Consider the following 23,793-nt stretch of genomic DNA (forward strand, 5'->3'; position numbering starts at 1 on the left):
CCGGTGGGGCAGAGTGGGCCCACGTCTGCCTGGAGGAGAACGGCGAAGTGGTGTGGCTGACCCGGATGTTGCCGTGAGGCGGATCAGCCTCATCACGCGCTGCTAGATTCGTCCGCCATGCGATCACGCGAGTTTGACCTCGAATTCCGGGAGCGGTCCACCCGTATGCGCGACTGGGGGGCCGGTCTGCTGCTCCTGTCGGCCCTGCTGTGGGGCTGGTGCGCGAATCTCCTTCTGACGGATTACGAGGTCGAAAAGCGCAACGGCAACACCGACGCGTGCGCGTCGCGCCTGTTCACGGAGGGCGGCACGGCCAACGAGGGCATATGGAGCGGTGATTACTGCGCGGACGAACGCGACTGGCCCGAGGCGCTGGCCGTCCTGGGGCTCTCCCTTCCCGTATCGCTCGTGGGAACGGCGCTGTTCACGACCGGCAGTGTGAGCCGGCGGATGAGCGGGCACTCCCAGGCCATGCGCGAGCTGGACCGGATCGCGGACGAGCGGGAGAAGCGCGCCGAGGCCTGACCCTTGTTCCCGACCGGTACCGGCCGCCCGGGAATACGGTAGCGCCCCGCCCGTTGAGACGTTAGCTTCCCTCCGAACGCCGTGGACCCGCCGGGGCGCGACGACGAGGAGCCACGCATGAGCGATCAGAGTCCGCGGACCGGCCGACTGGGCCTGCTGATCGAGCAGTTCGACCAGGCGCGGGAGATGGCCGAGGTCCGGCTGAAGGGCCTCGGGGACGAGGAGTACCTGTGGGAGCCGGCCCCCGGCTCCTGGTCGATCCGACGCCGGGAGGACGCAGTGACGCCACGGGCGTACGGGCCCGGCGCGTGGGTCATCGACAAGGGGGCGCCCCGGATCCCGGCGAGCGAGTACGCGGAGGTCGCGCGGCAGGCGGCGGGCGGGATGTCCGTGGTGAAGATCGCCGAGGACTGGAGCGTGAGCACCGAACGGGTCGAGGAGGTCCTCTCGTTCACCGGTGAGCCGGAGCCCGACATCGTGCCGATCACCACCATCGCGTGGCGGCTGGGTCATCTGCACTCCGACTTCGCGGGCCGGTGGGAGTGGACCTTCGGCGAGAGGCGGCGGGATCCGCGTCTGCTGGTCGACTTCACGCCGTCCGCCCGCCTCGCGCTGGACCGGTTCCGGGAGACGATCGACCGCCACCGCGCGAGCATCGCCACCCTCACCGAGGAGCAGCTCGACACGGTCGGCCTCTCGCGGTATCCGTACGGCTCCGACCCCGACGACCCGTACATCAGCGTGCTGGCCAACGCCAATCTGGAGCTCATCCACCACATGGCCGAGATCGCGCTGCTCCGCGACCTGTGGCGGGCCGGCCGGTCCTCGTAGACGGGCGCCGGGACCTCAGCCCGCCAGCTCCCACACCAGCAGCTCCGCCGGCCCCGCCACCGCGACCGCCTCCAGGCGCCGCGCTCCGGTGATCCGGGCGGCGTCGCCGGGGCCCAACTCCTCGCCGTCCAGGGCGACCCGGCCGCGCACCACATGTACGTACAGGCGCACCGCGTCCGGGACCGCCGTGCGCTCACCCCCGGCCAGGCGGCGGACATGAAGCGTCGCGCCCGCGCCGGGCAGGGCGTACGGGGTGGAGTCGGCGATGCCGGGGACGACCGTGTACGAGGGTTCGCCACCCGGCTCCAGGGGGGTCAGCCACATCTGGAGGAAGGCCAACGGGTCCGTGCCGTCGTTGCGTTCGACGTGGCGGACCCCGGAGGCGGCGCTCAGGTGGGCCACGTCCCCGGCGCGGACGACGGTGGAGTGGCCGGCCGAGTCGCGGTGGGTCAGCTCCCCCTCGACGACCCAGGTGACGATCTCCGTATGGCTGTGCGGGTGTTCCTCGAAGCTCGCGCCGGGGACGAGGTGTTCCTCGTTGCAGGCCAGGACCGGGCCGAAGCGGAGGTTGTCGGGGTCGTAGTGGGGACCGAAGGAGAGGGCGTGCCGGGTGACGATCCCGGCGGCCTCGTCCCCGCCCCGGTAGCGGTCATCGGACCGGTGCACGGAAATCACCCGGCCACGGTAGCCCGGGGAACGGCCGTGCGGCTCCGGGCGGCGGGAGCGGACGGGGGGGCGCCCACCGTACGGCCGCGGGGAGCGGGAACGGTTGCGTCAGATGTTCGTCTACCCGCCGGTACGGGGCACGGTCGCCCCGGCCCACCGATCCACCGGCCCGATAAGGCAGTCTTGTCCTCGTGCCCCGACCCGATCCTGAGCTGCCCCCCGCCCACGACGCCCACCTGCACGCCGCGACCCTGAAACGGCTGGAGCAGTCCTCCGGCCGGCTGGCCGCGAACGCGATTGCCCGCATGGACGAATCGCTGCCGTGGTACCGGGCGATGCCTCCGGAGAACCGGTCCTGGATCGGCCTGGTCGCCCAGGCCGGTATCGCCGCGTTCACCGAGTGGTTCCGGCATCCCGAGACCCCGCAGGCCATCTCGACCGATGTGTTCGGCACCGCGCCGCGCGAACTGACCCGGGCCATCACCCTGCGGCAGACCGTGGAGATGGTCCGCACCACGATCGAGGTCATGGAGGCCGCGATCGAGGAGGTGGCCGCCCCCGGCGACGAGTCGCTGCTGCGGGAGGCCCTCCTCGTCTACGCGCGCGAGATCGCCTTCGCCACCGCCCAGGTCTACGCCCAGGCCGCCGAGGCCCGGGGCGCCTGGGACGCCCGGCTGGAATCCCTCGTGGTGAACGCGGTGCTCTCCGGCGAGGCCGACGAGGGGGCCGTGTCCCGGGCCGCCGCGCTCGGCTGGAACTCGCCCGAGCATGTGTGCGTGATCCTCGGCACCGCGCCCGACGGGGACAGCGAGCTGACCGTGGAGGCGATCCGGCGTGCCGCCCGGCACGCCAAACTCCAGGTCCTGACCGGCGTCCTGGGCAACCGCCTCGTCGTCATCGCGGGCGGCAGCGACAACCCGCTCCAGGTCGCGAAGGGCCTGATCGGACCGTACGCCGCCGGGCCGGTCGTCGCGGGACCGGTGGTGCCGGACCTGCTGGCGGCGACCCGGTCCGCGCAGGCGGCGGCGGCCGGGCTGAAGGCGTGCTCGGCGTGGCAGGACGCGCCCCGGCCGGTCCTGGCGGACGATCTCCTCCCGGAGCGGGCGATGGCCGGAGACCCGGCCGCGCGGGACCAGCTGGTGGAGGAGATCTACAGACCGCTGGAAGAGGCCGGTTCGGCGCTGCTGGAGACTCTGAGTGTCTATCTGGAACAGGCGAGCAGCCTCGAAGGCGCCGCCCGGATGCTGTTCGTGCACCCCAACACCGTGCGCTACCGGCTACGACGTGTGACCGACGTCACCGGATGGTCCCCTTCCGATGTGCGCTCCGCGTTCACGCTGAGGATCGCCCTGATTCTGGGGCGCTTGGCCGCAGCGGATCCTCAGTCCTAGACTTTTGTGGGACTTCAACAATTCCCCCGACGGTTCTTCGTCCCTGTCCCCACGGGCGTGCGGAGCCGTTCACAAGAGAGAGTGTGAGGGTGCTCGTACTCGTCGCTCCCGGCCAAGGCGCTCAGACGCCCGGCTTCCTGACCCCCTGGCTCGACCTCCCCGGTGCCGCCGACCGCATCGCTGCCTGGTCGGATGCCATCGGGCTCGACCTCGCCCACTTCGGCACGCGCGGCGACGCGGACGAGATCCGCGACACCGCCGTGGCCCAGCCGCTCCTGGTCGCCGCCGGACTGCTCTCGGCAGCCGCCCTGGACGCCTCGCCGTCCGTCATCGCGGGCCACAGCGTCGGTGAGATCACCGCCGCCGCGCTCGCGGGTGTCATCGACGACGAGGCCGCGCTGCGCTTCGTCCGCACCCGGGGGCTCGGCATGGCCGAGGCCGCCGCGGCCACCGAGACGGGCATGGCGGCCCTCCTCGGCGGCGACCCCGACGTGACGGTCCCGCACCTGGAGAAGCTCGGTCTGACCCCGGCCAACGTCAACGGCGGCGGCCAGATCGTCGCCGCGGGCACCGCCGCCCAGATCGCCGCCCTGGAGGCCGACAAGCCCGAGGGCGTGCGCCGGGTCGTCGCGCTGAAGGTGGCCGGCGCGTTCCACACGCACCACATGGCCCCGGCCGTGGAGAAGCTGCGCGCGGCGGTCGGCGACCTCACGGTCTCCGACCCGGCCGTGCGCTACGTTTCCAACGCCGACGGCCATACCGTGGCCACCGGCACCGAGGTCATCGCCCGGCTGGTCGGGCAGGTCGCCAACCCGGTCCGCTGGGACCTGTGCATGGAGACCTTCCAGTCGCTGGGCGTCACCGCACTCGTCGAGTTGAGCCCCGGCGGCACACTGACCGGGCTCGCCAAGCGCGCGCTGCCCGGTGTGAAGACACTCGCGCTCAAGACCCCCGACGACCTCGACACGGCCCGCGCGCTCATTTCCGAGCACGCAGGCGCCTAAGGAGCGAGCATGTCGAAGATCAAGCCCAGCAAGGGCGCCCCGTACGCACGGATCCTCGGGGTCGGCGGCTACCGCCCGACCCGGGTCGTGCCGAACGAGGTGATCCTCGAGACGATCGACTCGTCCGACGAGTGGATCCGCTCCCGCTCCGGCATCGTCACCCGCCACTGGGCCTCCGATGAGGAGACCGTGGCCGCGATGTCGATCGAGGCGTCCGGCAAGGCCATCGCCGCCTCGGGCATCGACCCCGAGCAGATCGGCGCGGTCGTCGTCTCGACCGTCTCGCACTTCAAGCAGACCCCGGCCGTCGCGACCGAGATCGCCCACAGGATCGGCGCGGGCAAGCCCGCCGCCTTCGACATCTCGGCCGGCTGCGCGGGCTTCGGCTACGGCCTCACCCTCGCCAAGGGCATGGTCGTCGAGGGCTCCGCGGAGTACGTCCTGGTGATCGGCGTGGAGCGGCTCAGCGACCTGACCGACCTGGAGGACCGCGCGACGGCCTTCCTGTTCGGTGACGGCGCGGGCGCCGTCGTCGTCGGCCCCGCCCAGGAGCCGGCCATCGGTCCGACCGTGTGGGGCTCCGAGGGCGACAAGTCCGAGACCATCAAGCAGACGGTGGCCTGGAACGACCTGCACATCGGCGATGTCTCCAAGCTGCCGCTCGACTCGAAGGGCGAGATCAAGTTCCCGGCCATCACACAGGAGGGCCAGGCGGTCTTCCGCTGGGCCGTCTTCGAGATGGCGAAGGTCGCCCAGCAGGCGCTGGACGCGGCCGGGATCGCCCCGGAAGACCTGGACGTCTTCATTCCGCACCAGGCCAACATGCGGATCATCGACTCGATGGTGAAGACCCTGAAGCTGCCGGAGCACGTCACGGTCGCCCGTGATGTCGAGTCCACCGGCAACACGTCCGCCGCCTCGATTCCGCTCGCGATGGAGCGGCTCCTGGCGACCGGTCAGGCGAAGAGCGGCGACACCGCGCTCGTCATCGGCTTCGGGGCGGGTCTCGTCTACGCCGCGACGGTCGTTACCCTCCCCTAGGCACACCGGACCTTTGGGTCCGTACGTATGAACACCGAAGAAACCCACCGAAGGAGCGCCAAGATGGCCGCCACGCAGGAAGAGATCGTCAAGGGTCTCGCCGAGATCGTCAACGAGATCGCCGGTATCCCGGTCGAGGACGTCCAGCTGGACAAGTCCTTCACCGACGACCTCGACGTCGACTCGCTGTCCATGGTCGAGGTCGTCGTCGCCGCCGAAGAGCGCTTCGACGTCAAGATCCCCGACGAAGACGTCAAGAACCTCAAGACGGTCGGCGACGCCGCCGAGTACATCCTGAAGCACCAGGGCTGATCCCAGCCCGGCTGTGTCGCCACCCGGCGGTGGCGCCGCTGATTCACGACCCTCTACACGTGGAGAAGATTTTCCAGTGAACTCGACCAATCGCACCGTGGTCGTCACCGGTATCGGCGCAACCACTCCGCTGGGTGGCGACTCCGCATCGACCTGGGAAGGTCTGATGGCCGGCCGGTCCGGCGTCAGGCCTCTCGAAGGCGAGCGCTTCGCCGAACTGCCCGTCCGGATCGCCGCCCTCGCGGCCGTCGACCCGGGCGACGTCCTTCCCCGCCCGCTGGCCCGCAAGCTGGACCGCTCGGCGCAGTTCGCGCTGATCGCGGCCCGCGAGGCCTGGGCGGACGCGGGGTTCACCGCCAAGGCGGGCGAGGACGAGAGCATCGTCCCCGAGCGCCTGGGCACGGTCATCGCCTCCGGCATCGGCGGCGTGATCACCCTGCTCGACCAGTACGACGTGCTGAAGGAGAAGGGCGTACGCCGCGTCTCCCCGCACACCGTTCCCATGCTCATGCCCAACGGCCCGGCGGCCAACGTCGGCCTGGAGGTCAACGCCCGGGCCGGTGTCCACACGCCCGTCTCCGCCTGCGCCTCGGGCGCCGAGGCGATCGGCTACGCCGTGGAGATGATCCGTACCGGCCGTGCCGACGTGGTCGTCGCCGGCGGCACCGAGGCGGCGATCCACCCGCTGCCGATCGCCGCGTTCGCCAACATGATGGCGATGTCCAAGAGCAACGACGAGCCCGAGAAGGCCTCACGTCCGTACGACACCGGCCGGGACGGCTTCGTCCTCGGCGAGGGTGCGGGCGTCGTCATCCTGGAGTCCGCCGAGCACGCCGCCAAGCGCTGCGCGAAGGTCTACTGCGAGGTGCTGGGCCAGGGCCTGTCGGCCGATGCCCACCACATCGCGCAGCCCGAGCCCACCGGCCGGGGCATCGCCGCCGCGATGCAGCACCTGCTGGACACCAGCGACCTCAAGCCGTCCGAGGTGGTCCACCTCAACGCGCACGCCACCTCGACGCCGCAGGGCGACCTCGCCGAGATCAAGGCGCTGCGCAAGGTGCTGGGCGAGGACCTCGACCATGTCGCGATCTCCGCGACGAAGTCGATGACGGGTCACCTGCTGGGTGGCGCGGGCGGCATCGAGACCGTGGCGACGGTCCTGGCGCTGCACCACCGTATCGCTCCGCCGACCATCAACATCGACGAGCTCGACGAGGGGATCGACGCGGACATCGTGCGCGGTGAGCCGCGGGTGCTGCCCGAGGGGCCGGTCGCGGCGATCAACAACTCGTTCGGATTCGGCGGGCACAACGTGGTGCTGGCGTTCCGGTCCGTCTGACACCGGGCCGTCCGGCGCTGTACGGCTGAAGCCCGCTTCCCGTTCGTCCGGGAGGCGGGCTTCACCGTTCTTCCGGGGCCCCGCCCCGGACCCCAGCTCCTCGATCGCCGGAGGGGCTTGATCCGCCACCTCTCGCCGCTGGGTGAGGGGTCGCGGAGCGGCTCAGACCACCTGGTGGAGCCAGCGGACCGGAGCGCCCTCGCCCGCGTGGCGGAAGGACTCCAGCTCGTCGTCCCAGGGCTTGCCCAGGAGCGAGGCGATCTCGGCCGCCAGGTCGCTCTCGCCGCGCACCGATCGGGCCAGCGCGGCCCGCAGCCGGTCCTCGGGGATCAGGATGTCGCCGTGCATGCCGGTGACGGCGTGGAAGATGCCGAGGCCGGGGGTGGAGCTGTAGCGCTCGCCCTCGGCGGTGGGGCAGGGCTCGGCGGTCACCTCGAAGCGCAGCAGGTCCCAGCCGCGCAGGGCGGAGGCGAGCTGCGAGGCGGTGCCGGCACGGCCCTTCCAGGAGAACTCGGACCGCCAGGTGCCGGGGGCGGCCGGCTGTCTGATCCAGTCCAGCTGGACCCGCACACCGAGGACGCCCGCCACTGCCCACTCGACATGTGGGCACAGCGCGCGCGGTGCGGAGTGAACGTACAGGACTCCACGTGTCGTCACCGGAACCTCCCGTGTGGGACGAGGTACGCCTTCCCCAGCGGCCTCGCGCCCGTACCGCCTCTTTCCGGCCGGCTCCCGAGGTTGTCATCAGTAAACAGCATCGGGAGTTTATCTCCTGAAAAGGGACAGTATGTGACGTGACGTAATGTACCGGAGCCGCCCGTGTGGGCGCGCGCGGGCGGGACGCCACTGGTCCGACGGGGAAAAGCTACCGTGCGCCGGGGCCGTCCGTGTGACGTACCGTCGGTCTCGGGCCCCTGATTCGCCGGCTTTCACCCGGCAGGGCGCGCACAGCCCCGACCTGGGGATCGTGTGCTTGCCAGAAGCATGTCCAGAGGCATGAGCCAAGGGTTGACCGGAGGGGATCCGAGTGATGCCGGAGCGTACGACACGCCCTCGTATGCGTACCACCGCCGCTGTGCTGACGGCGCTCTCGTGCGTCGGCGTCGCCGCGCTGGCCGGGTGCGGCGCGGACGGGACGGAGGGCGGCGTGTCGCGGAACGCGCCCGCGGCCACGCGTGGTGCCTCGCCTACCCCCTCCCCCACACCCGACTGGAACCCGCGGCCCGGATCGGTCGCGGCGGTCGGGGACTCGATCACCCGGGGCTTCGACGCGTGTTCGGTGCTGGCCGACTGTCCCGAGGTGTCGTGGGCGACCGGGTCGGACGACGCGGTGCGCAGTCTCGCGGTCCGGCTGCTCGGCCCGTCCGGGGCGGCGGACCGCAGCTGGAACCACGCGGTGTCGGGGTCCCGGATGGTGCAGTTGCCCGAGCAGATGGCGCTGGCGGCGAAGGAGCGGCCGGAGCTGGTGACGGTGATGACGGGCGCGAACGACGCGTGCCGGGACTCGGTGCGGCTGATGACGCCGGTGGCGGACTTCCGGGCGTCGTTCGAGGCGTCGATGCGGCAGCTGCGGGCCGGGGCCCCGAAGGCGCAGGTGTACGTCTCCAGCGTGCCCGACCTGAAGCGGCTCTGGTCGACGGGGCGGGTGAACGAGCTGGGCAAGAAGATCTGGCAGCTCGGGATCTGTCAGTCGATGCTGGCCGACGCGGACGATCTGGGTCCGGCGGCCGTGGCCCGGCGCGACGCGGTGCGGGAGCGGGTGGTCGCGTACAACGGGGTGCTGCGGGACGTGTGCGCGAAGGACCGGTACTGCCGGTACGACGGCGGGGCGGTGTTCGACTTCCGCTTCACCGGGACGCAGCTCAGCCAGTGGGACTGGTTCCACCCGAGCCGCGACGGCCAGGCCCGGCTGGCGGAGATCGCCTACCGCAACATCACGGCCCCGGAGCCGACCGCGCAGCCTCGGTGACCGTGATCACCAGGGCGGAGACGGTGACGCGCACGGAAGACTTCGGCGCTTGCGCGGACGGGCGCCGGTGGTGCGCCTACAGATCGCTGTCGCGCCGGGCCATGGCGAAGTCGGCGCCCGGCGGGATGACCGCGAGGACGGTGATGGCGGCGACCGTCGGCGGTTCGGTCATGCGGTCCAGGCCCGGGGGGCCGGTGTGTCACCGCTGTCGGCGGTGCCGGGGCCCGGGTCCGACGCCGCGTCCGGGCCCACCAGGTCGCGGGCGAGGAGGGTGGCCCCGGCGACGGCTCCCGGCATCAGGAACACCGCGACCACCGGGATGAGGAAGGCCAGGGTCAGCGGGACGCCGAAGCCGAGGACCAGCATCCGGCGTCCGCGCAGCAGGGCGAGGCGGTCCTTGAGGACCATGCCCCGGCGCTGGAGGGCGACGGCGGTCAACTCCTCGGCCAGGAAGTAGCCGGAGACGCAGAAGCCGATCGCGGGGACCACGGTCTGCCCGATGACGGGAAGGAAACCGCAGGCGAAGAGGATGATCCCGTACAGGGCGACGCGCACCAGGATGCGCGCGGAGTCGCGGGCGGAGATCCACAGTTCCCGCCAGAGCGGCAGTCCGGACTCGGGGACGTCGCCGCCCTCGCTGCGGTCGGTCTCCTCGGAGAGCGACTCGTAGAAGGGCTGGCCGACCAGGAGGGTGACGGCGGTGAAGGTGATGACCGCGAGGAACAGGCCGAAGACGAAGACGAGAGCGGTCAGCCCGGTGCGCAGGAGTCCCTGCCAGGGCGAGGACCAGTCGTCGGCGAACGGGGTCGCCCAGCCGACGAAGTCGTCGGCTCCGTAGCCGAGTCCGATCAGAGCTCCGGCGTAGACGACGAGGGTGACGAGTCCGGGCAGCAGCCCGAAACCGAACCATCGTCCGTGTTGGGCAACCCAGCGTTGCCCCTTCATCAAGTAGCCGAAACCCGCCCCGAGATCACTCATGGGCGTCAGCGTACTGGCGTACGGAAAGCCGCGAGGACCGCACCCCGGCGTGGGTACGGTCCTCGCGTGGTGCTGCCTTCGACGGCGGCGGTGCTGCGGTGCTGCGGTGCTGCGGTGCTGCGGTGCTGCGGTGCTGCGGTGCTGCGGTCAGGCGACCGAGAGCGCGACGTCGATGTTGCCGCGGGTGGCGTTCGAGTACGGGCAGACCTGGTGGGCCTTCTCGATGAGCGCCTGCGCGGTGGCGGCGTCGACGTTCGGGATGGAGGCGCTGATCGCGACCTTCAGGCCGAAGCCACCGGCCTCCGTCTTGCCGATCGAGACCGAGGCGGTCACGGTCGAGCCGGAGATGTCGGCCTTCTCCTGGCGGGCGACGACGCCCAGCGCGCCCTGGAAGCAGGCGCTGTAGCCGGCCGCGAAGAGCTGCTCGGGGTTGGTGCCCGCGCCACTGCCGCCCATGGCCGTCGGCGGGTTGACGACGACATCGAGCCGACCGTCGTCGGAGGAGACCCGTCCGTCGCGGCCGTTCTCGGCGGTGGCGACGGCGGTGTAGGCGACGTCGATCTTCTGGATGGTCATGGTGTGAGGATTCCTCCTGTTGGTGCGCCGCGACTCGCACCCACGGATCGCGACGGCCTGCGGCCGAGCCTAACGCGTGACCGTGACCGGCAGGGAGCGGTCAGACCAGGGAGACGATCATCTTCCCGGTGTTCTCACCGCGCAGCAGTCCCACGAAGGCGTCGTAGCCCTGCTCGATGCCCTCGACCACCGTCTCCCGGTACTTCAGCTCGCCCGAGGCCAGCCAGCCGGCGACCTCCTGGACGAACCGCGGCTGGAGGTCGGCGTGGTCGGTGACGAGCATGCCCGTCAGGCGCAGCCGCTTGCCGATGATCAGCGCCATGTTGTTCGGGCCGGGGGTCGGCTCGGTCGCGTTGTACTGGGCGATCATTCCGCAGATGGTGGCGCGGCCGTGGACGTTGAACGAGGAGATCGCGGCTTCCAGGTGCTCGCCGCCGACGTTGTCGAAGTAGACGTCGATGCCGTCGGGGGCGGCTTCTTCGAGCTGGTCGCGGACGGGCCCGTCCTTGTAGTTGAACGCGGCGTCGAAGCCGTACTCCTCGACGAGGAGCTTGACCTTCTCGTCGGAGCCCGCGGAGCCGATGACCCGGGAGGCGCCCTTGAGCTTCGCCATCTGGCCGACCTGGCTGCCGACGGCGCCGGCCGCGCCGGAGACGAAGACCGTGTCGCCCTCCTTGAAGGAGGCGACGTCGAACAGGCCCGCGTAGGCGGTGAGTCCGGTCATGCCGAGCACGCCGAGGTAGGCGGAGAGCGGGGCGAGGTCGGGGTCGACCTTGACCGCGTGCTTCGCCGGCACATCGGTGATCTCGCGCCAGCCGAGGCCGTGCAGGACGTGGTCGCCGACGGCGAAGCCCTCGGCGTTCGAGGCGATGACCTCGCCGACCGCACCGCCGTCCATGGGCTGGTCGAGCTCGAACGGAGGGGTGTAGGACTTCACGTCGTTCATCCGGCCGCGCATGTAGGGGTCGACCGAGAAGTACTTGTTGCGGACGAGGACGCGGCCCTCGGCCGGAGCGGCTACCTCGGCCTCGCGCAGCGCGAAGTCCTCGGCCTTGGGCCAGCCGTGCGGGCGGGCGACCAGGTGCCATTCACGGCTGGAGGTGGGAAGTGCTGACATCAGCGCGGGTTCTCCTCAATGTCCTACGGGGGGGTGTGCTTTTGTGCCCGATGGCATAAAAAGCTTTATGACATAAAACAACCATGCGCCTGAATATTTCATGATGTCAAGTAAATCGGTACGCTGTGACCCATGGCCACTCGCGCAGACCCGCTGACCCTTGAGGTCGTCCAGCTCATCGGCACCGTCGTGGCGCGCTACTACGAGGAGTACGACCGGGCCGCCGCCGAGCACTCCCTCACCGGGGCGCAGGCGCGGGTGCTCGGGTTGCTCTCGCTGGATCCCCTGCCGATGCGGAAGATCGCCCTCAGGCTGAAGTGCGAGCCGTCCAACGTCACCGGGATCATCGACCGGCTGGAGGCCCGGGAGCTGGTCGAGCGCAGGCCCGATCCGGCCGACCGGCGGATCAAGCTGGCCGCCGTCACGGAGAAGGGCAGGCGCACGGCCCGTGAGCTGCGGGACGCGCTGGACTTCGCCCGGGAGCCGCTGGCCGGCCTCTCCGACGCCGAGCGCACGGTCCTGCGGGACCTGCTGCGCCGGATGCTGGGCGAGCCGCCGGCCTAGTTCCGGTCCTCCGGCCCCCGGCCCCTGATCACATGCACCACCACAGGAAGCGGGTGCAGGTCGGGGACGGCGTCGGGGCGGGCGTCGGCTCCGTCGGGGACGGCGGAGGGGGCGGGGGTGCGGGCGCCGTCGTCGGATCCCGCGGGTCGTCCGGTTCCGGCGGATCGGCGGGCGGGCTGTCGGGAGCGCCGGACGGGTCCGCGTCGCCGGGGTCCGCGTCGCCGGGGTCCGCGTCGCCGGGGTCCAAGGAGGCGGTGGGCCCGTCCGCGGCGGAGGCTTCGGGGTCCGGCGCCCGTGAGGGGTTCCCCCTGTGCGTGCCGGACGGTGAGGCATCCGTCGCGGGCTCCGTGGTCGCCCCGGCCCGGGAGCCGGCCGGGCCGGGATCACGGGGCTCGTCGGCGGACGGCTCCTCGGGCGTGGCCCCGGACGGGCCGGACGGCGACTCGCGTACGTAGTCGGCGCCGGTGTCGTCCCGCCCGGGCTCCACGGCCAGTTCCGCCAGGCTCAGGGCGCCCGCCGCGAGGAGCAGCCCGAGGGCTCCGAGCAGGACGGTCCGGCCGCGCCGACGATGGCCGCCGCGGGCCCGCCGCCGCGAAGCGGGGCGGGCGCCGGGCCGGCCTCCGGCACCGGCACCGCTCCGGGCATCCCGTCGGGCGTCGAGCCGGGCATCGCGCCGGGTGCCACGTCGGCCATCACGTCGAGGGTCTTCCGCGACGGCGGGCGCGGCGGTCCCGTCCGGCGCGTCACGCAGGTCCCGTGCGGGGCCGGCGGGCCCGGGCACGGAGCAGGGACCCAGTGCCTCGGCGGGCGTACCGCACCCGGCGCAGGCCAGGGCTCCGTTGAGATGCCGTCGGCACGGGTGGCAGTAATCCATGGCGCCCGCAGGTTAGGCGTGTGCGGAACAACCAGGGAAGCCGCACAGGTGAGGATCCTGTGAGGAAGACCGGATTCCGGTGACGGCCGGTCCGATACGCCTGACACGCGGGAGGATGGGCGGCATGACCGCTCCGGCCCCCTTCGGCCCCCTCCAGTTCCAGCTCGTCCTGCTGCGCCGGATGGCCGACCACCAGCCCGGCCTGGTCGAGGAGGCCCGGCACGAGCTGAGCGCCTCCCTCGCCGATATGCGGGAGGCCAACCGCCGCTGGCAGGCCATGGTCCGGGCACCCCGGGGGCGGGGGTCGCTGCGGCGCTACCGCTCGGTGCTCGGCGAACCGGAGAGGGCCCTGCCGCGCCGGGTCGGGGACCTGGACTGCGAGGCGCTGCTGTGGCCGGTGCCGCTCTGGCCGGACCTGCGGTTCGAGGTGCTGGCCGGGACCGGCGGGACCGTGTGGAACGAGTGGCTGGTGCGGGCCCCGGGCGCGGCCGGACCGGAGCCCGCCTCTCCGGACACGCTGCTCCCGTGGTCGTGCACCGTGGACGAGGCGGCCCGCGCCTTTCCCCCGGCCCGGCCGATGGAGGGCAGCGCCCCGACCCGCTGGTCGCTGGCCGTCACCGACCCGGTCACCGGCCGGGAACGGGTCGCGGAGTTCACCTGGGGCCTGTTCCAGCGGCTGCTTCCGGAGCACTGACCTGAGGAACCGTCAGCTCCTGTCCCCTTACGGCGCATCCCAGCGCGCGCGAAGGGCGGGAGAGCGCGAGCATGCAAGGAGAGACCGGCCGCCGCCGGTGCCACCGTCCGCGTTCTCGGGAGAACTCGCCGTGACCGTCAGCCTTGAGCAGTTGCAGCGTTGCCATGTCGCCGTCGATCTCGGGGCCGCGAGGACCCGGGTGTACGTCAAGGGGCTCGGGCTCGTCGTCGACGAACCGAGCGTCGCCGCCGTCAACACCCGTACCGGCTCCCTCATCGCCGTCGGCGCGCTCGCCGAGCAGATGACCGGCCGCACCCCCGAGTACATCCGGGTGGCCCGCCCGGTCTCCGGCGGCACCGTCGTCGACATCGAGATGGCCCAGCGGATGCTGCGCCATCTGCTGGGCGACAAGCTCCGCCGCCAGCTGCGCCGCAAGCCCCGGCTGCGCGCCGCCGCCTGTACCCCGCACGATGCCGATCCGCTGGCCCAGCGCGCGACGGTGGAGACCCTGGTCGGGCTCGGCGCCCGCCGGGTGGAGCTGGTGGACACCCTGATCGCGGCGGCCGTGGGCTGCGGGCTGCCGGTCGAGCAGCCGACCGCCACCATGATCATGGTGTGCGGGGCCGCCACCACCCAGATCGCGGTGCTCTCGCTGGGCTCGATCGTGACCGCCGTCCGGATCCCGGTGGGCGGCAACGCGATCGACGACGCGATCATCCAGCATCTGCGCCAGCACCACGAACTGCTGCTCCCGAGCCAGTCCGTGCGCCCGCTCCAGCTGGCACTGCACGGCAACGGCCTCCAGCTGACCGGCCCCGCCCTCACCGAGATCCACGGCCGCGACGTGGCGACCGGACTGGCCCGCTCGGCGCAGGTCGACACCGCCGCCGTACGACAGGCCATCCACACCCCGCTCACCGCGGTGCTCGACGGGGTGGGCAAGGTGCTTCGCGACTGCCCGCCGGACCTGGTGGCCGACCTCGCGGACCGGGGAATCATGATGGTGGGCGGCAGCGCACTGCTCCCGGGCCTCGACCAGATGCTGCGCGACGCGACCGGAATGCCGGTGCAGATCGCCGAGCGCCCCGACGTCTGCTCGGTGCTCGGTCTGGGCGCGATGCTCGACGGCAAGATCCGGCCGATGGTCCTCAACCCGCTGGCGGGGTGAGCGCGTCGGCACGGACCGGGCGGTGGACCGGCCGTCGCGGACAGCGCGGATGAAGGGGCCCGTGGAGCCCGGCCCGGCCGCCGGGCGGCTGCCGATGCTCCTGGAGGCGGTCCTCGACGTCGGCAGCGACCTGGAACTGGGCTCCACCCTCCAGCAGATCGTGGACACCTCCACCGCCCTCACCGGGGCCCGCCACGGTGCGCTCGGGGTGCTGGAACCGGACCGGGACCAGGTCGAGAAGCTGTACACCGCCGGGATGACGGATGCGGAGCGGCAGAGCCTCGCCCGCTTCCCGGACGACTGCCCCGAGGGGCCGGCCGCTCCGGTCGAGGAGGCCCGGCGGGACCGGCGGGACCGGCGGGACCGTCCGCCCGGCCGTCCTTTGGCGGGCGGCCTCCCCGGCTTCCTACGGGCACCTGTCCTGGTCCACACCGAGGTCTTCGGGCATCTCTGCCTCGCCGAGAAACCGTCGGGGCCGTTCAGCGAAACGGACCTGGCCCTGCTGCGGGTCCTCGCCGCCCAGGCGGGCATCGCGATCGGCAACGCCCGGCTGTACGGGACGGCCCGGCAGCGCGAGCGCTGGATCACGGGAGCGGCGGCCGTCACCACGGCCCTGCTGACCGGTACCGACGCGGCGGACGCGCTGATGACGGTGGCCGAGCGGGCCCGGGTGCTGGCGGGTGCGTCGGCCGGGGTGATCCTCCAGCCGACGGAGGAGGGCGGGATGGCGATCGTCACCGCGTCCACGCTGGAGGATCCGGCGGGCATCGTCGGCACGGTGATCGAGCCCGGTTCCGCGGTGCTGGTGCAGCTGCTCGGCGGCGAACCGGTCTTCATCGAGGACTCGGCCACCGACCCCCGGATGACCACGGGCGTACGTTCCCGCTTCGGGCCGAGCATGATGCTGCCGTTGCAGAGCGGCGGGCGGCTCATCGGCACCCTCGCCCTGCCCCGGCGGCGCGGCGAGCGGCCCTACACGGAGATGGACCGGCTGCTGGCGACCCAGTTCGCCTCACAGGCGGCCCTCGCCCTGGTGCTGGCGGACGCGCAGGCCGACCGGGAGCAGCTCGCGGTGTACGAGGACCGCGACCGGATCGCCCGTGACCTGCACGATCTGGTGGTCCAGCGGCTCTTCGCCACCGAGATGATGCTGGAGTCGACCCGGCGGCGGGCCGCGTCGGAGGAGGCCGGCGGCGGAGAGGCGGAGGCCGGTGAGCTGCTGGGGCGGGCCGTGGACGAGCTGGACTCCACCATCCAGGAGGTACGCACCGCGATCTTCGCCCTCCAGCAGCCGCCCGCCGGGGCCCCGAGCACCTTCCGGGGCCGGGTGCTGCGGGAGACCGGGGGCGCGGCGGCCCTGCTGGGCTTCCCGCCGTCGGTGCGGTTCACCGGGGCGGTGGACGCGCTGGTGGGCGAGGAGACGGGGCGGGAGTTGCTGGCTGCCCTGCGCGGGGCGCTGGCCGCCGCGCACCGCAGGCCCGGGGTGTCGGCCATCGAGGTGGAGGTGGACGCCACGTTCCGGTCGGCGGACGGGCGGAGCGGGGTGCGGCTGGTGGTCGCGGATGACGGGCGCGGCGAGGACGGCCGCCCGACGACGGTGACCTGGCAGGCCCCGGTCTGACCCGGACGTCCGGCGGGCGGGGCCCCGCTTCCGGGGCGCCCGGCTCAGTGTTTCGGGGCCGCCCGCAGGGCGATCCGGGTGTTGGAGTGGGCGATGCCCGCCTCCCGTTTCAGCCGGCGCAGCAGGGTGTCCAGCGCCCCCGGGTCGGCGGCGGTGGCCCGTACGAGATAGTCGTGGCCGCCCGTCACGTGCACCACCTCCGTGATTCCGGGCAGCATCAGCACCGAGCGTTCGAACTCCTCGTTCGTCGTGTCCAGGCGCAGGGACACATCGATGAAGACGACCAGACCCGAACGGGTGTCGGCGGCCGGGTCGACGATGACGGTGAAGCCCCGGATGACCCCGTCACGGCGCAGCCGGCGGACCCGGTCGCCCGCCGCGTTGGCGCTGAGCCCCACGCGTACGCCCAGATCCCGGTACGAGATCCGGGCGTCCTCCTGGAGAATGCCGAGGATTTCCCTGTCCAGCCGATCCATAGGACGATTGTCCCAGCTTGCGGCGATATTGGCTGAGGGAACCCGGGGAACCTCCGTCCCCCGGTCGGCGCAGTCCGGCGGGCCGTGCGGTACCCCGCGCCCTTGACTGGCCTCTGTGGACACCTCCGTCAAGCAGCCCCCCGAGCCGCCCGCCCCGGCGGCAGCCGCACCGCCCCCGGCCGCGTACCGCAATCTCGTCGTGGCGACGGTCGGGTTCGCGTTGACGTTCTGGGCGTGGAACCTGATCGCTCCGATGTCCGGGGACTACAAGGACCGCCTCGGGCTGAGTTCGTTCCAGCAGTCCTTCCTGGTGGCCGTGCCGGTGCTCGTCGGGTCTCTCGGCCGGATCCCGGTGGGGGCGCTGACGGACAGGTACGGCGCGAAGCTGATGTTCCCGCTGGTCTCCGCGCTGACGGTCGTGCCGGTGCTGCTGCTGATCCCGGCGAAGAACTCCTACGGGGCGATGCTCGCGGTCGGCTTTCTGCTGGGGCTCGGCGGGACGACGTTCGCGATCGGCGTTCCGCTGGTCAACTCGTGGTTCCCGCCGGCCAAACGGGGCTTCGCCCTGGGTGTGTTCGGGATGGGCATGGGCGGGGTGGCCCTGTCGGGCTACTTCACCCCGCGCATCGCGAAGCACGGCGACAACCTGCCGTTCCTCGTGGTCGCGGGCGCGCTGGTGGTGTTCGCGCTGCTGGCGGCCGTCCTGGTCAGCGACCACCCCGGGCGGAAGATCCCCACGGACACCCTGACGCACCGGCTCGGTGCGGCCGGGAGGCTGCGGGTGACCTGGGAGCTGTCGGCGCTGTACGCGATCGGCTTCGGCGGCATCGTGGCGTTCGGGGTCTATCTGCCGACGTATCTGAAGACCTGGTACGAGATGTCGCCGACCGAGGCGGGCACCAAGGCGGCCGGGTTCGCCCTGGTCACGGTCGTCTTCCGGCCGATCGGCGGCTGGCTCTCGGACCGCGCCCATCCGGCACTGGTGACCTCGGCGGCCCTGCTGCTGGCCGCGCTGATGGCGATCGTGCAGGCCTTCGAGCCGCCGCTGAACCCGGTCGGCACGATCGCGCTGCTGGCCATGGCGGCCGGGCTCGGCACCGCGAGCGGCAGTGTGTTCGCCCTGGTCTCGCAGGTGACGCCAGAGCCGAAGGTGGGCAGTGTGACGGGCATCGTCGGGGCGATGGGCGGGCTGGGCGGTTTCGTTCCACCGCTGGTGATGGGCGCGATCTACAGCGCCAAGGGCTCGTACGCGATCGGCTTCATGCTGCTGTCCGATCTGGCGTTGGCGGGGTGTGTGTACGCGTACGGGCGGATGCGGACGATCCGGCGCGACGGGTGAGACCCGATCGGTGTCCCGTGCGGCGATGTGAGGGGCAGGGCGGGCCCTGTGCCGCGCCGGCTCGGGGTGACCCCGCCCTCATCGGCGCCCGGGTCCGGACGGGGCCCGTCCGGAAGCTCTAGGCTGCCCGGCGTGACCCTCCTTCTTCCCGCGCTCCAGTCCCCCGCCGGCCCGGCGGCCTCCCGGGAGGCCGTCCGCTTCGGTGACCTGTCCCTGACCTACGGCCGGCTCGCCGGGGCCGCCGACGCGCTCGCCGCCCGCATCGTGGACGCGGGCCGGGTCGCCGTCTGGGCCACCCCGACGCCGGAGACGGTGATCGCGGTGGTGGCGGCGCTGCGGGCCGGAGTTCCGGCCGTGCCGCTCAACCCCCGTACCGGACAAAGCGAGTTGGCACACATCCTCGCCGACAGTGAGCCCACGGCCGTGCTGGCGGGACCGGACGACGCGCTGCCGCCCGCACTGGAGAAGCTGCGGCGCGTGACCGTGGACGCACGGGCGGAGGCCAGCGGCCCGGAGGGGCCTGCGGGGGAGTACGCGGCGGCCGGGGCCGGCCCCGGCCCCCTGACCACGACGGCGGGTGAGGCCGGCCCCGAGTCCCCCGCCCTGATCGTCTACACCTCCGGCACCACCGGCCCGCCCAAGGGCGCCGTCCTGCCCCGGCGGGCCATCGCCGCGTCCCTGGACGCGCTGGAGGACGCCTGGAGATGGACCGGCGACGACGTCCTGGTCCACGCACTGCCACTGTTCCATGTGCACGGGCTGATCCTGGGCGTCCTCGGCCCGCTGCGACGCGGCGGCTCCGTACGCCACCTGGGGAGGTTCTCGCCCGAGGGCGTGGCCCGTGAGCTGACCTCCGGCGGCACCATGTTGTTCGGGGTGCCGACGATGTACCACCGGCTGGCGGAGGCGCTGGACGGCCCGGCGGACGGCAGCGGACACCGCACCCCGGCGGGCGGTGTCGACCGGGACGCGTCGGCGGCCGGTGTCGAACGGGACGCGCTGGCACGGGCGTTGGCCGGGGCCCGGCTGCTGGTCTCCGGATCGGCGGCGCTGCCCGCGCACGACCACGAACGCGTCGCGGCGGCGACCGGGCGACGGGTGATCGAGCGGTACGGGATGACGGAGACCCTGATGAACACGGGGATCCGGGCGGACGGCGCCCCGCGCCCCGGCACGGTGGGCCCACCGCTCCCCGGGGTGGAGCTGCGCCTGGCGGAGGAGGACGGCACCGCGCTGGAGGCGCCCGGGGCGATCGGCGAGATCCAGGTCCGGGGCCCGAACCTGTTCACCGGCTACCTCAACCGGCCCGACGCCACCGCCGCCGCACACACGGCGGACGGCTGGTTCCGTACGGGGGACGTCGGCACGGTCGACGAGGACGGGTACGTCACGATCGTCGGGCGCAAGGCCACCGACCTGATCAAGAGCGGCGGCTACAAGATCGGCGCGGGCGAGATCGAGAACGTGCTGCTCGCGCACCCCGGGGTCCGGGAAGCCGCCGTGACCGGCGAGGAGGACCCGGACCTGGGCGAACGGGTCGTGGCCTGGGTGGTCGCGGCAGACCCCGGCTCCCCGCCCCCCGCCGAGGAACTGGCGGACCACGTGGCGGCCCAGCTGGCCCCGCACAAGCGCCCGCGCACCGTGCACTTCCTCAACGCCCTGCCCCGCAACGACCTGGGGAAGATCATGAAGAGGTCGCTCCATGTCTGACGAGAACCCCGCCCGGGCGACGGCCCGGGAGACGATCGCGCTGCTCACCGGTGCGGCGGGCTTCACCGAGCACCGCCCGCCGTCGCACCCCCTGCAGCCGGACGGTCCGCTCGGCTGGGCGGGATACGACGCGGCGCGGGAGCGGGCCGCGACACGAACCGGCGAGGAGGAGTCCGTGGTGTACGGAACCGGGGTCGTCGGCGACCGCGCCTGCGTGCTGCTCGCCTTCGAATTCGGCTTCCTGGGAGGCTCGTTGGGCCGGCTGACGGGTGACCGGCTGGCGGCCGCGTACGAGCTGGCCCTGACCCGGCGGCTGCCGCTGCTCGCGCTCGTCGCCACCGGGGGCAGCCGGATACAGGAGGGCATGGTCGCGCTCACCCAGCTCCAGCGGGTGGCCGCCGCCTCCACCCGGCTGCGCGCGGCCGGGCTCCCGCAGATCGCGGTGGTCCGGGACCCGAGCACCGGTGGGGGCTGGGCCACGGTGGGGGCGGGGGCCGATGTGGTGCTGGCGCTGCCCGGCGCGCAGGTCGGCTTCGCCGGTTCCCGGGTGCGGCCGGCGGACGCGGACCCTCACGCGTACAGCGCCGAGGGGCAGTTCGCGGCGGGCCAGGTGGACGCGGTCGTCCCGCCCGGCGAACTGGCCCGCACGGTGACGCACTGGCTGCGCGCGCTCGGCCCGCACACGGTGACCGGCGCGCTCCGGGCCGACGCGCCGGGCGCGATCGCCGCCGCGCCGTTGCCCCGCGCGCTGTCGGCGGCCCGGCTCCCGGAGACCGGGCGGGAGGCGGTGGCGGGTGCCCGCGATCCTCGGCGGCCCCGCGCGAAGACGTATCTGGCCGACTACTTCGCCGTACGGCTCCCGCTCCACGGAGACCGGTGCGGCTCCACGGACCCGGGGCTGCTGTGCGGCTTCGGGCTGCGCGCTGACGGGCTGCCCGTCGCGTACGTCGCCCAGTGCGGGACGCCGACCCGCCCGGCCGGGTACCGCGCGGCGGCCCGCACCATCCGGCTGGCGGACCGGCTCGGCGTCCCCGTCCTCACCCTCGTCGACACCCCGGGTGCGGCCAACGACGCCGAGGCGGAACGGGCGGGCGCGGGCGCGGCCATCGCCGACACGTTCGCGGCCGTCGCGGCGGCCCGGGTACCGGTGACGACGCTGGTGATCGGCGAGGGCGGCTCGGGCGGAGCACTGGCTCTCGCGGCGCCCGGCAACACCCATGTGACGGCGGACAGTTACTTCTCCGTCATCGCCCCGGAGCTGGCCGCCGCGATCCTCAAACGGTCGCCGTCGGAGGCCGGCGCCACCGCCGACCAGCTGCGGCTGCGCCCACAGGATCTCCTGGAGCTCGGGTTCGCCCGCTCGATCGTGAGCTGAACGGGCGGCGCCCGGACCCGGCCAGGACCAGGGCCGGAACCGGGGCCGGGGGCTGGGGCCGGGGCCGGGGCCGGGGCCGGGGCTGCTTGCCAGGGCTACGGACTACGGCTGCGGGTCGTGGGCGTCGTAGCGGGCGAAGGCGCGCCACTTCAGCGCGAGCAGGACCACGCCGGTCACACACAGGATGCCGCCGCCCGTGACGGCGACGGTGGGGGTGGTGAGGTCGGCCACCGAGCCCGCCAGGAAGTCCCCGAGGCGGGGGCCGCCCGCCACGACGACGATGAAGACACCCTGGAGCCGGCCGCGCATCTCGTCGGGCACGGCCGACTGGAGCATCGTGTTGCGGAAGACCATGGAGATGGTGTCCGCACATCCGGCGAGCGCCAGGAACAGCACCCCGAGCAGGAGGTTGCGGGTGAGCCCGAAGACGGCGATGGCGACGCCCCAGGAACCGACGGCCAGCAGGATCGCGAGTCCGTGCCGCCGGATCCGGCCGAGCCAGCCGGAGAACACGCCGCCGAGCAGCGCGCCGAGGGCCGGGGCGGCGACGAGCAGTCCGGTGGTCCGCGCGTCGCCCCCGTACCAGAGGACGGCGACGACCGGGAAGAGGGCGCGGGGATGCGCCAGGATCATCGCGCACAGGTCGGTGAAGAAGCTCATCCGCAGGTTCGGCCGGGTCCCGAGGAAACGCAGCCCGTCCAGGACGGAGGCCCGCTTGCCCGTGTCGCCCTCCTGCCGCTCGGGCAGCATCGAGGGCAGCCGCCACATGGCGTACAGGGAGGCGGTGAAGCAGACCGCGTCCACGGTGTACGCGGAGCGGTAGCCCCACCAGCCGACGATCAGACCGCCCAGCATCGGCCCGACGAGCATGCCTGTCGTGGTGGTGATGGAGTTCAGCGCGTTGGCAGCGGGCAGCTGCTCGGCCGGCAGCAGCCGGGCGATCATCGAGGATCGGGCCGGTGCGTTGAGGGCGAAGCAGACGGCCTGGAGGGCGACGACCGCGTACAGCAGCCCGACCCGTTCGACGCCGGCGAACGTCGCCGCCACCAGGACGACGGACAGGAAGAACGACCCGGCGGCGCTGAACAGGCCAAGTTTGCGCCGGTCGACGGTGTCCGCGACGGCCCCGCCGTAGAGCCCGAAGACGACCAGCGGCACGAGTGAGCAGAACCCGATGAGTCCCACGGAGAACGCGGACCCGGTGATGTCGTAGACCTGGAGCGAGACCGCCAGCGACGTCATGCCCTGGCCGACCCAGGAGACGGTGTTACCGAACCAGAGCCGCCGGTAGTCGGGCGAGAGCCGCAGCGGGGTGAGGTCGGCGAATATGAGGGTGCGGCGCCCGGGCGGTTCAGTCGTTTCGGTCACAGGGGATGGTAGCCGCGCCCGGCGCGGGACCACCCGCACTCACCTCGTGGTACGGCCGAAATCCACGGGGCAGGAGCACCGCGCGGGCGGTGCTCCGCCCCCTGGGTACCGGATTCGGCCGCTTCTTGACGGGCCCTGCCTCTTGATCAAGGCTGGTCGGCACGGAGGCCGAGGGAGCACACCCCCGTACAGGAGAGAGGAGAGCTGTGATCGCCGACCGACTTGATCTGCCCGCACCCTGGGCCGCCCGTCCGCTCAGCGGCACCACCGAGGAGGGCCGCCTGCTGTCCGGCTGGATGGGCCAGGAGTATCTGGTGGAGACCTGGCACCAGGACTGGCCCGCGGAGCGCTGGAGTGACGAACTGCGCCGCCTGCACACGAGCGAGGAGGCCGGGCCGTTCCTGATCACGTACGAGGGCAGGCGGTTCGCCTATATCGAGGTCTACCGGCCGCTGCGCTCCAACATCGCGTCCTTCCAGTCCTGGAGCCGGCACGACCTGGGGTTCCACCTGGCGATCGTCGACCGGGCGCTGACCGGGCGGGGGCTGGGCACGGCGTTCGTGTCGGACCTGGTGCGGACGCTGTTCCGGTACTTCCCCGAGGCGGAACGCGTCGCCGCCGAGCCCGACGTACGTAACCTGGCCTGCCGCAGGGTGATGGAGCGGGCCGGGATGTCCTGGGTGAAAACGGTGCGGCTGCCCCACAAGGAGGCGGCCCTCCACGTGTGTCCCCGTTCCAGCGCCCTGCCCGCCTCCGCGTCCGAGCGGCCGGGCGTCGCGGCACCTCGCGGCGGGCGGCCGGAGGCACGGCACCCGGCCGCCTGAGGTCCCTCAGGCCGCTCTGCTGGGCCCGCCG

At 72.7% G+C, this 23,793-nt stretch carries 24 protein-coding genes and 1 pseudogene; 16 read left to right on the forward strand and 9 right to left on the reverse strand.

The window, feature by feature from the left end:
* Window positions 1-117 precede the first annotated feature (117 nt).
* Both ACZ60Q_RS02510 and ACZ60Q_RS02515 read left to right on the forward strand, forming a co-directional pair.
* Window positions 118-525, forward strand: a complete 408-nt coding sequence (locus ACZ60Q_RS02510) for a hypothetical protein (protein WP_469627208.1) — start codon at window positions 118-120, stop codon at window positions 523-525.
* 117 nt (window positions 526-642) lie between these two features.
* Window positions 643-1,356, forward strand: coding sequence for a DinB family protein (locus ACZ60Q_RS02515; protein ID WP_469627210.1), 714 nt, complete (start codon window positions 643-645; stop codon window positions 1,354-1,356).
* A 15-nt stretch (window positions 1,357-1,371) separates the two neighbouring features.
* Here ACZ60Q_RS02515 and ACZ60Q_RS02520 read toward each other — a convergent pair whose 3' ends face one another.
* Window positions 1,372-2,031, reverse strand: coding sequence for a pirin family protein (locus tag ACZ60Q_RS02520; RefSeq protein ID WP_469627212.1), 660 nt, complete (start codon window positions 2,029-2,031; stop codon window positions 1,372-1,374).
* 182 nt (window positions 2,032-2,213) lie between these two features.
* Between ACZ60Q_RS02520 and ACZ60Q_RS02525 the strand changes: the two genes are divergently transcribed.
* From ACZ60Q_RS02525 to fabF, 5 genes are all read left to right on the forward strand, one after another.
* Entirely contained in the window at window positions 2,214-3,413 is a 1,200-nt protein-coding gene (locus ACZ60Q_RS02525; protein ID WP_469627215.1) for a PucR family transcriptional regulator, read from the forward strand.
* An 89-nt stretch (window positions 3,414-3,502) separates the two neighbouring features.
* Complete coding sequence (locus tag ACZ60Q_RS02530) at window positions 3,503-4,417, forward strand: ACP S-malonyltransferase (RefSeq protein WP_469627219.1); 915 nt, start codon at window positions 3,503-3,505, stop codon at window positions 4,415-4,417.
* A gap of 9 nt (window positions 4,418-4,426) precedes the next feature.
* A complete protein-coding gene (locus ACZ60Q_RS02535; RefSeq protein WP_469627222.1) occupies window positions 4,427-5,458 on the forward strand; it encodes a beta-ketoacyl-ACP synthase 3 in 1,032 nt (343 codons plus the stop codon).
* Between the two features lie 63 nt (window positions 5,459-5,521).
* Window positions 5,522-5,770 (forward strand): acyl carrier protein, encoded by a 249-nt coding sequence (locus tag ACZ60Q_RS02540; RefSeq protein ID WP_266733232.1) that lies wholly within the window; start codon window positions 5,522-5,524, stop codon window positions 5,768-5,770.
* A gap of 76 nt (window positions 5,771-5,846) precedes the next feature.
* Window positions 5,847-7,109: a beta-ketoacyl-ACP synthase II gene (gene fabF / locus ACZ60Q_RS02545; protein WP_469627225.1), complete on the forward strand. Its 1,263-nt coding sequence runs from the start codon at window positions 5,847-5,849 to the stop codon at window positions 7,107-7,109.
* Window positions 7,110-7,271: 162 nt separating this feature from the next.
* On the opposite strand, the gene ACZ60Q_RS02550 is transcribed toward fabF, so the two are convergent.
* Window positions 7,272-7,766 carry a DUF3145 domain-containing protein gene (locus tag ACZ60Q_RS02550; protein WP_469627228.1) on the reverse strand — a complete coding sequence of 165 codons (495 nt, stop codon included), beginning with the start codon at window positions 7,764-7,766 and terminating at the stop codon, window positions 7,272-7,274.
* Between the two features lie 400 nt (window positions 7,767-8,166).
* Between ACZ60Q_RS02550 and ACZ60Q_RS02555 the strand changes: the two genes are divergently transcribed.
* Entirely contained in the window at window positions 8,167-9,078 is a 912-nt protein-coding gene (locus ACZ60Q_RS02555) for an SGNH/GDSL hydrolase family protein (protein WP_469627231.1), read from the forward strand.
* Between the two features lie 79 nt (window positions 9,079-9,157).
* Here the strand turns inward: ACZ60Q_RS02555 and ACZ60Q_RS02560 are convergent.
* From ACZ60Q_RS02560 to ACZ60Q_RS02575, 4 genes and pseudogenes are all read right to left on the reverse strand, one after another.
* Window positions 9,158-9,250: pseudogene (locus ACZ60Q_RS02560) on the reverse strand (LysE family translocator); the annotation flags it as partial.
* The gene (locus ACZ60Q_RS02565; protein WP_469627234.1) at window positions 9,247-10,056 is read right to left on the reverse strand and encodes an EI24 domain-containing protein; all 810 of its coding nucleotides are present in this window, start codon (window positions 10,054-10,056) and stop codon (window positions 9,247-9,249) included. The gene ACZ60Q_RS02565 and the pseudogene ACZ60Q_RS02560, both read right to left, overlap by 4 nt.
* 147 nt (window positions 10,057-10,203) lie before the next feature.
* On the reverse strand, window positions 10,204-10,632 hold the full coding sequence (locus tag ACZ60Q_RS02570; RefSeq protein ID WP_469627237.1) for an organic hydroperoxide resistance protein: 429 nt from the start codon (window positions 10,630-10,632) through the stop codon (window positions 10,204-10,206).
* 100 nt (window positions 10,633-10,732) lie between these two features.
* Window positions 10,733-11,752, reverse strand: coding sequence for an NADP-dependent oxidoreductase (locus ACZ60Q_RS02575; RefSeq protein WP_469627987.1), 1,020 nt, complete (start codon window positions 11,750-11,752; stop codon window positions 10,733-10,735).
* Window positions 11,753-11,881: 129 nt separating this feature from the next.
* Here ACZ60Q_RS02575 and ACZ60Q_RS02580 point away from each other — a divergent pair, with 129 nt between their 5' ends.
* Complete coding sequence (locus ACZ60Q_RS02580) at window positions 11,882-12,313, forward strand: MarR family winged helix-turn-helix transcriptional regulator (RefSeq protein ID WP_469627240.1); 432 nt, start codon at window positions 11,882-11,884, stop codon at window positions 12,311-12,313.
* A 28-nt stretch (window positions 12,314-12,341) separates the two neighbouring features.
* On the opposite strand, the gene ACZ60Q_RS02585 is transcribed toward ACZ60Q_RS02580, so the two are convergent.
* Window positions 12,342-13,187, reverse strand: a complete 846-nt coding sequence (locus ACZ60Q_RS02585) for an SCO2400 family protein (protein WP_469627243.1) — start codon at window positions 13,185-13,187, stop codon at window positions 12,342-12,344.
* Window positions 13,188-13,311: 124 nt separating this feature from the next.
* On the opposite strand from ACZ60Q_RS02585, the gene ACZ60Q_RS02590 reads away from it, so the two are divergent.
* The 3 genes from ACZ60Q_RS02590 to ACZ60Q_RS02600 all read left to right on the forward strand — a co-directional run bounded on the left by ACZ60Q_RS02590 (window position 13,312) and on the right by ACZ60Q_RS02600 (window position 16,670).
* Complete coding sequence (locus ACZ60Q_RS02590) at window positions 13,312-13,881, forward strand: hypothetical protein (RefSeq protein WP_469627246.1); 570 nt, start codon at window positions 13,312-13,314, stop codon at window positions 13,879-13,881.
* A 130-nt stretch (window positions 13,882-14,011) separates the two neighbouring features.
* The gene (locus tag ACZ60Q_RS02595) at window positions 14,012-15,049 is read left to right on the forward strand and encodes a rod shape-determining protein (protein WP_469627250.1); all 1,038 of its coding nucleotides are present in this window, start codon (window positions 14,012-14,014) and stop codon (window positions 15,047-15,049) included.
* Between the two features lie 49 nt (window positions 15,050-15,098).
* Window positions 15,099-16,670, forward strand: coding sequence for a GAF domain-containing protein (locus tag ACZ60Q_RS02600; RefSeq protein ID WP_469627253.1), 1,572 nt, complete (start codon window positions 15,099-15,101; stop codon window positions 16,668-16,670).
* A gap of 44 nt (window positions 16,671-16,714) precedes the next feature.
* On the opposite strand, the gene ACZ60Q_RS02605 is transcribed toward ACZ60Q_RS02600, so the two are convergent.
* Window positions 16,715-17,146, reverse strand: a complete 432-nt coding sequence (locus ACZ60Q_RS02605; protein ID WP_469627255.1) for an Lrp/AsnC family transcriptional regulator — start codon at window positions 17,144-17,146, stop codon at window positions 16,715-16,717.
* Between the two features lie 115 nt (window positions 17,147-17,261).
* On the opposite strand from ACZ60Q_RS02605, the gene ACZ60Q_RS02610 reads away from it, so the two are divergent.
* The 3 genes from ACZ60Q_RS02610 to ACZ60Q_RS02620 all read left to right on the forward strand — a co-directional run bounded on the left by ACZ60Q_RS02610 (window position 17,262) and on the right by ACZ60Q_RS02620 (window position 21,570).
* Window positions 17,262-18,485: a nitrate/nitrite transporter gene (locus ACZ60Q_RS02610; protein WP_469627257.1), complete on the forward strand. Its 1,224-nt coding sequence runs from the start codon at window positions 17,262-17,264 to the stop codon at window positions 18,483-18,485.
* A 132-nt stretch (window positions 18,486-18,617) separates the two neighbouring features.
* Complete coding sequence (locus ACZ60Q_RS02615) at window positions 18,618-20,195, forward strand: acyl-CoA synthetase (protein ID WP_469627260.1); 1,578 nt, start codon at window positions 18,618-18,620, stop codon at window positions 20,193-20,195.
* On the forward strand, window positions 20,188-21,570 hold the full coding sequence (locus ACZ60Q_RS02620) for a carboxyl transferase domain-containing protein (protein WP_469627263.1): 1,383 nt from the start codon (window positions 20,188-20,190) through the stop codon (window positions 21,568-21,570). Before ACZ60Q_RS02615 ends, ACZ60Q_RS02620 begins: the two co-directional genes overlap by 8 nt.
* A gap of 102 nt (window positions 21,571-21,672) precedes the next feature.
* Here the strand turns inward: ACZ60Q_RS02620 and ACZ60Q_RS02625 are convergent, their stop codons facing one another.
* The gene (locus tag ACZ60Q_RS02625; RefSeq protein ID WP_469627266.1) at window positions 21,673-22,938 is read right to left on the reverse strand and encodes an MFS transporter; all 1,266 of its coding nucleotides are present in this window, start codon (window positions 22,936-22,938) and stop codon (window positions 21,673-21,675) included.
* A gap of 206 nt (window positions 22,939-23,144) precedes the next feature.
* Here ACZ60Q_RS02625 and ACZ60Q_RS02630 point away from each other — a divergent pair, with 206 nt between their 5' ends.
* Window positions 23,145-23,762 carry a GNAT family N-acetyltransferase gene (locus ACZ60Q_RS02630; protein ID WP_469627269.1) on the forward strand — a complete coding sequence of 206 codons (618 nt, stop codon included), beginning with the start codon at window positions 23,145-23,147 and terminating at the stop codon, window positions 23,760-23,762.
* Window positions 23,763-23,793 lie beyond the last annotated feature (31 nt).

It is taken from the genome of Streptomyces sp. NPDC104313 (assembly GCF_055583985.1).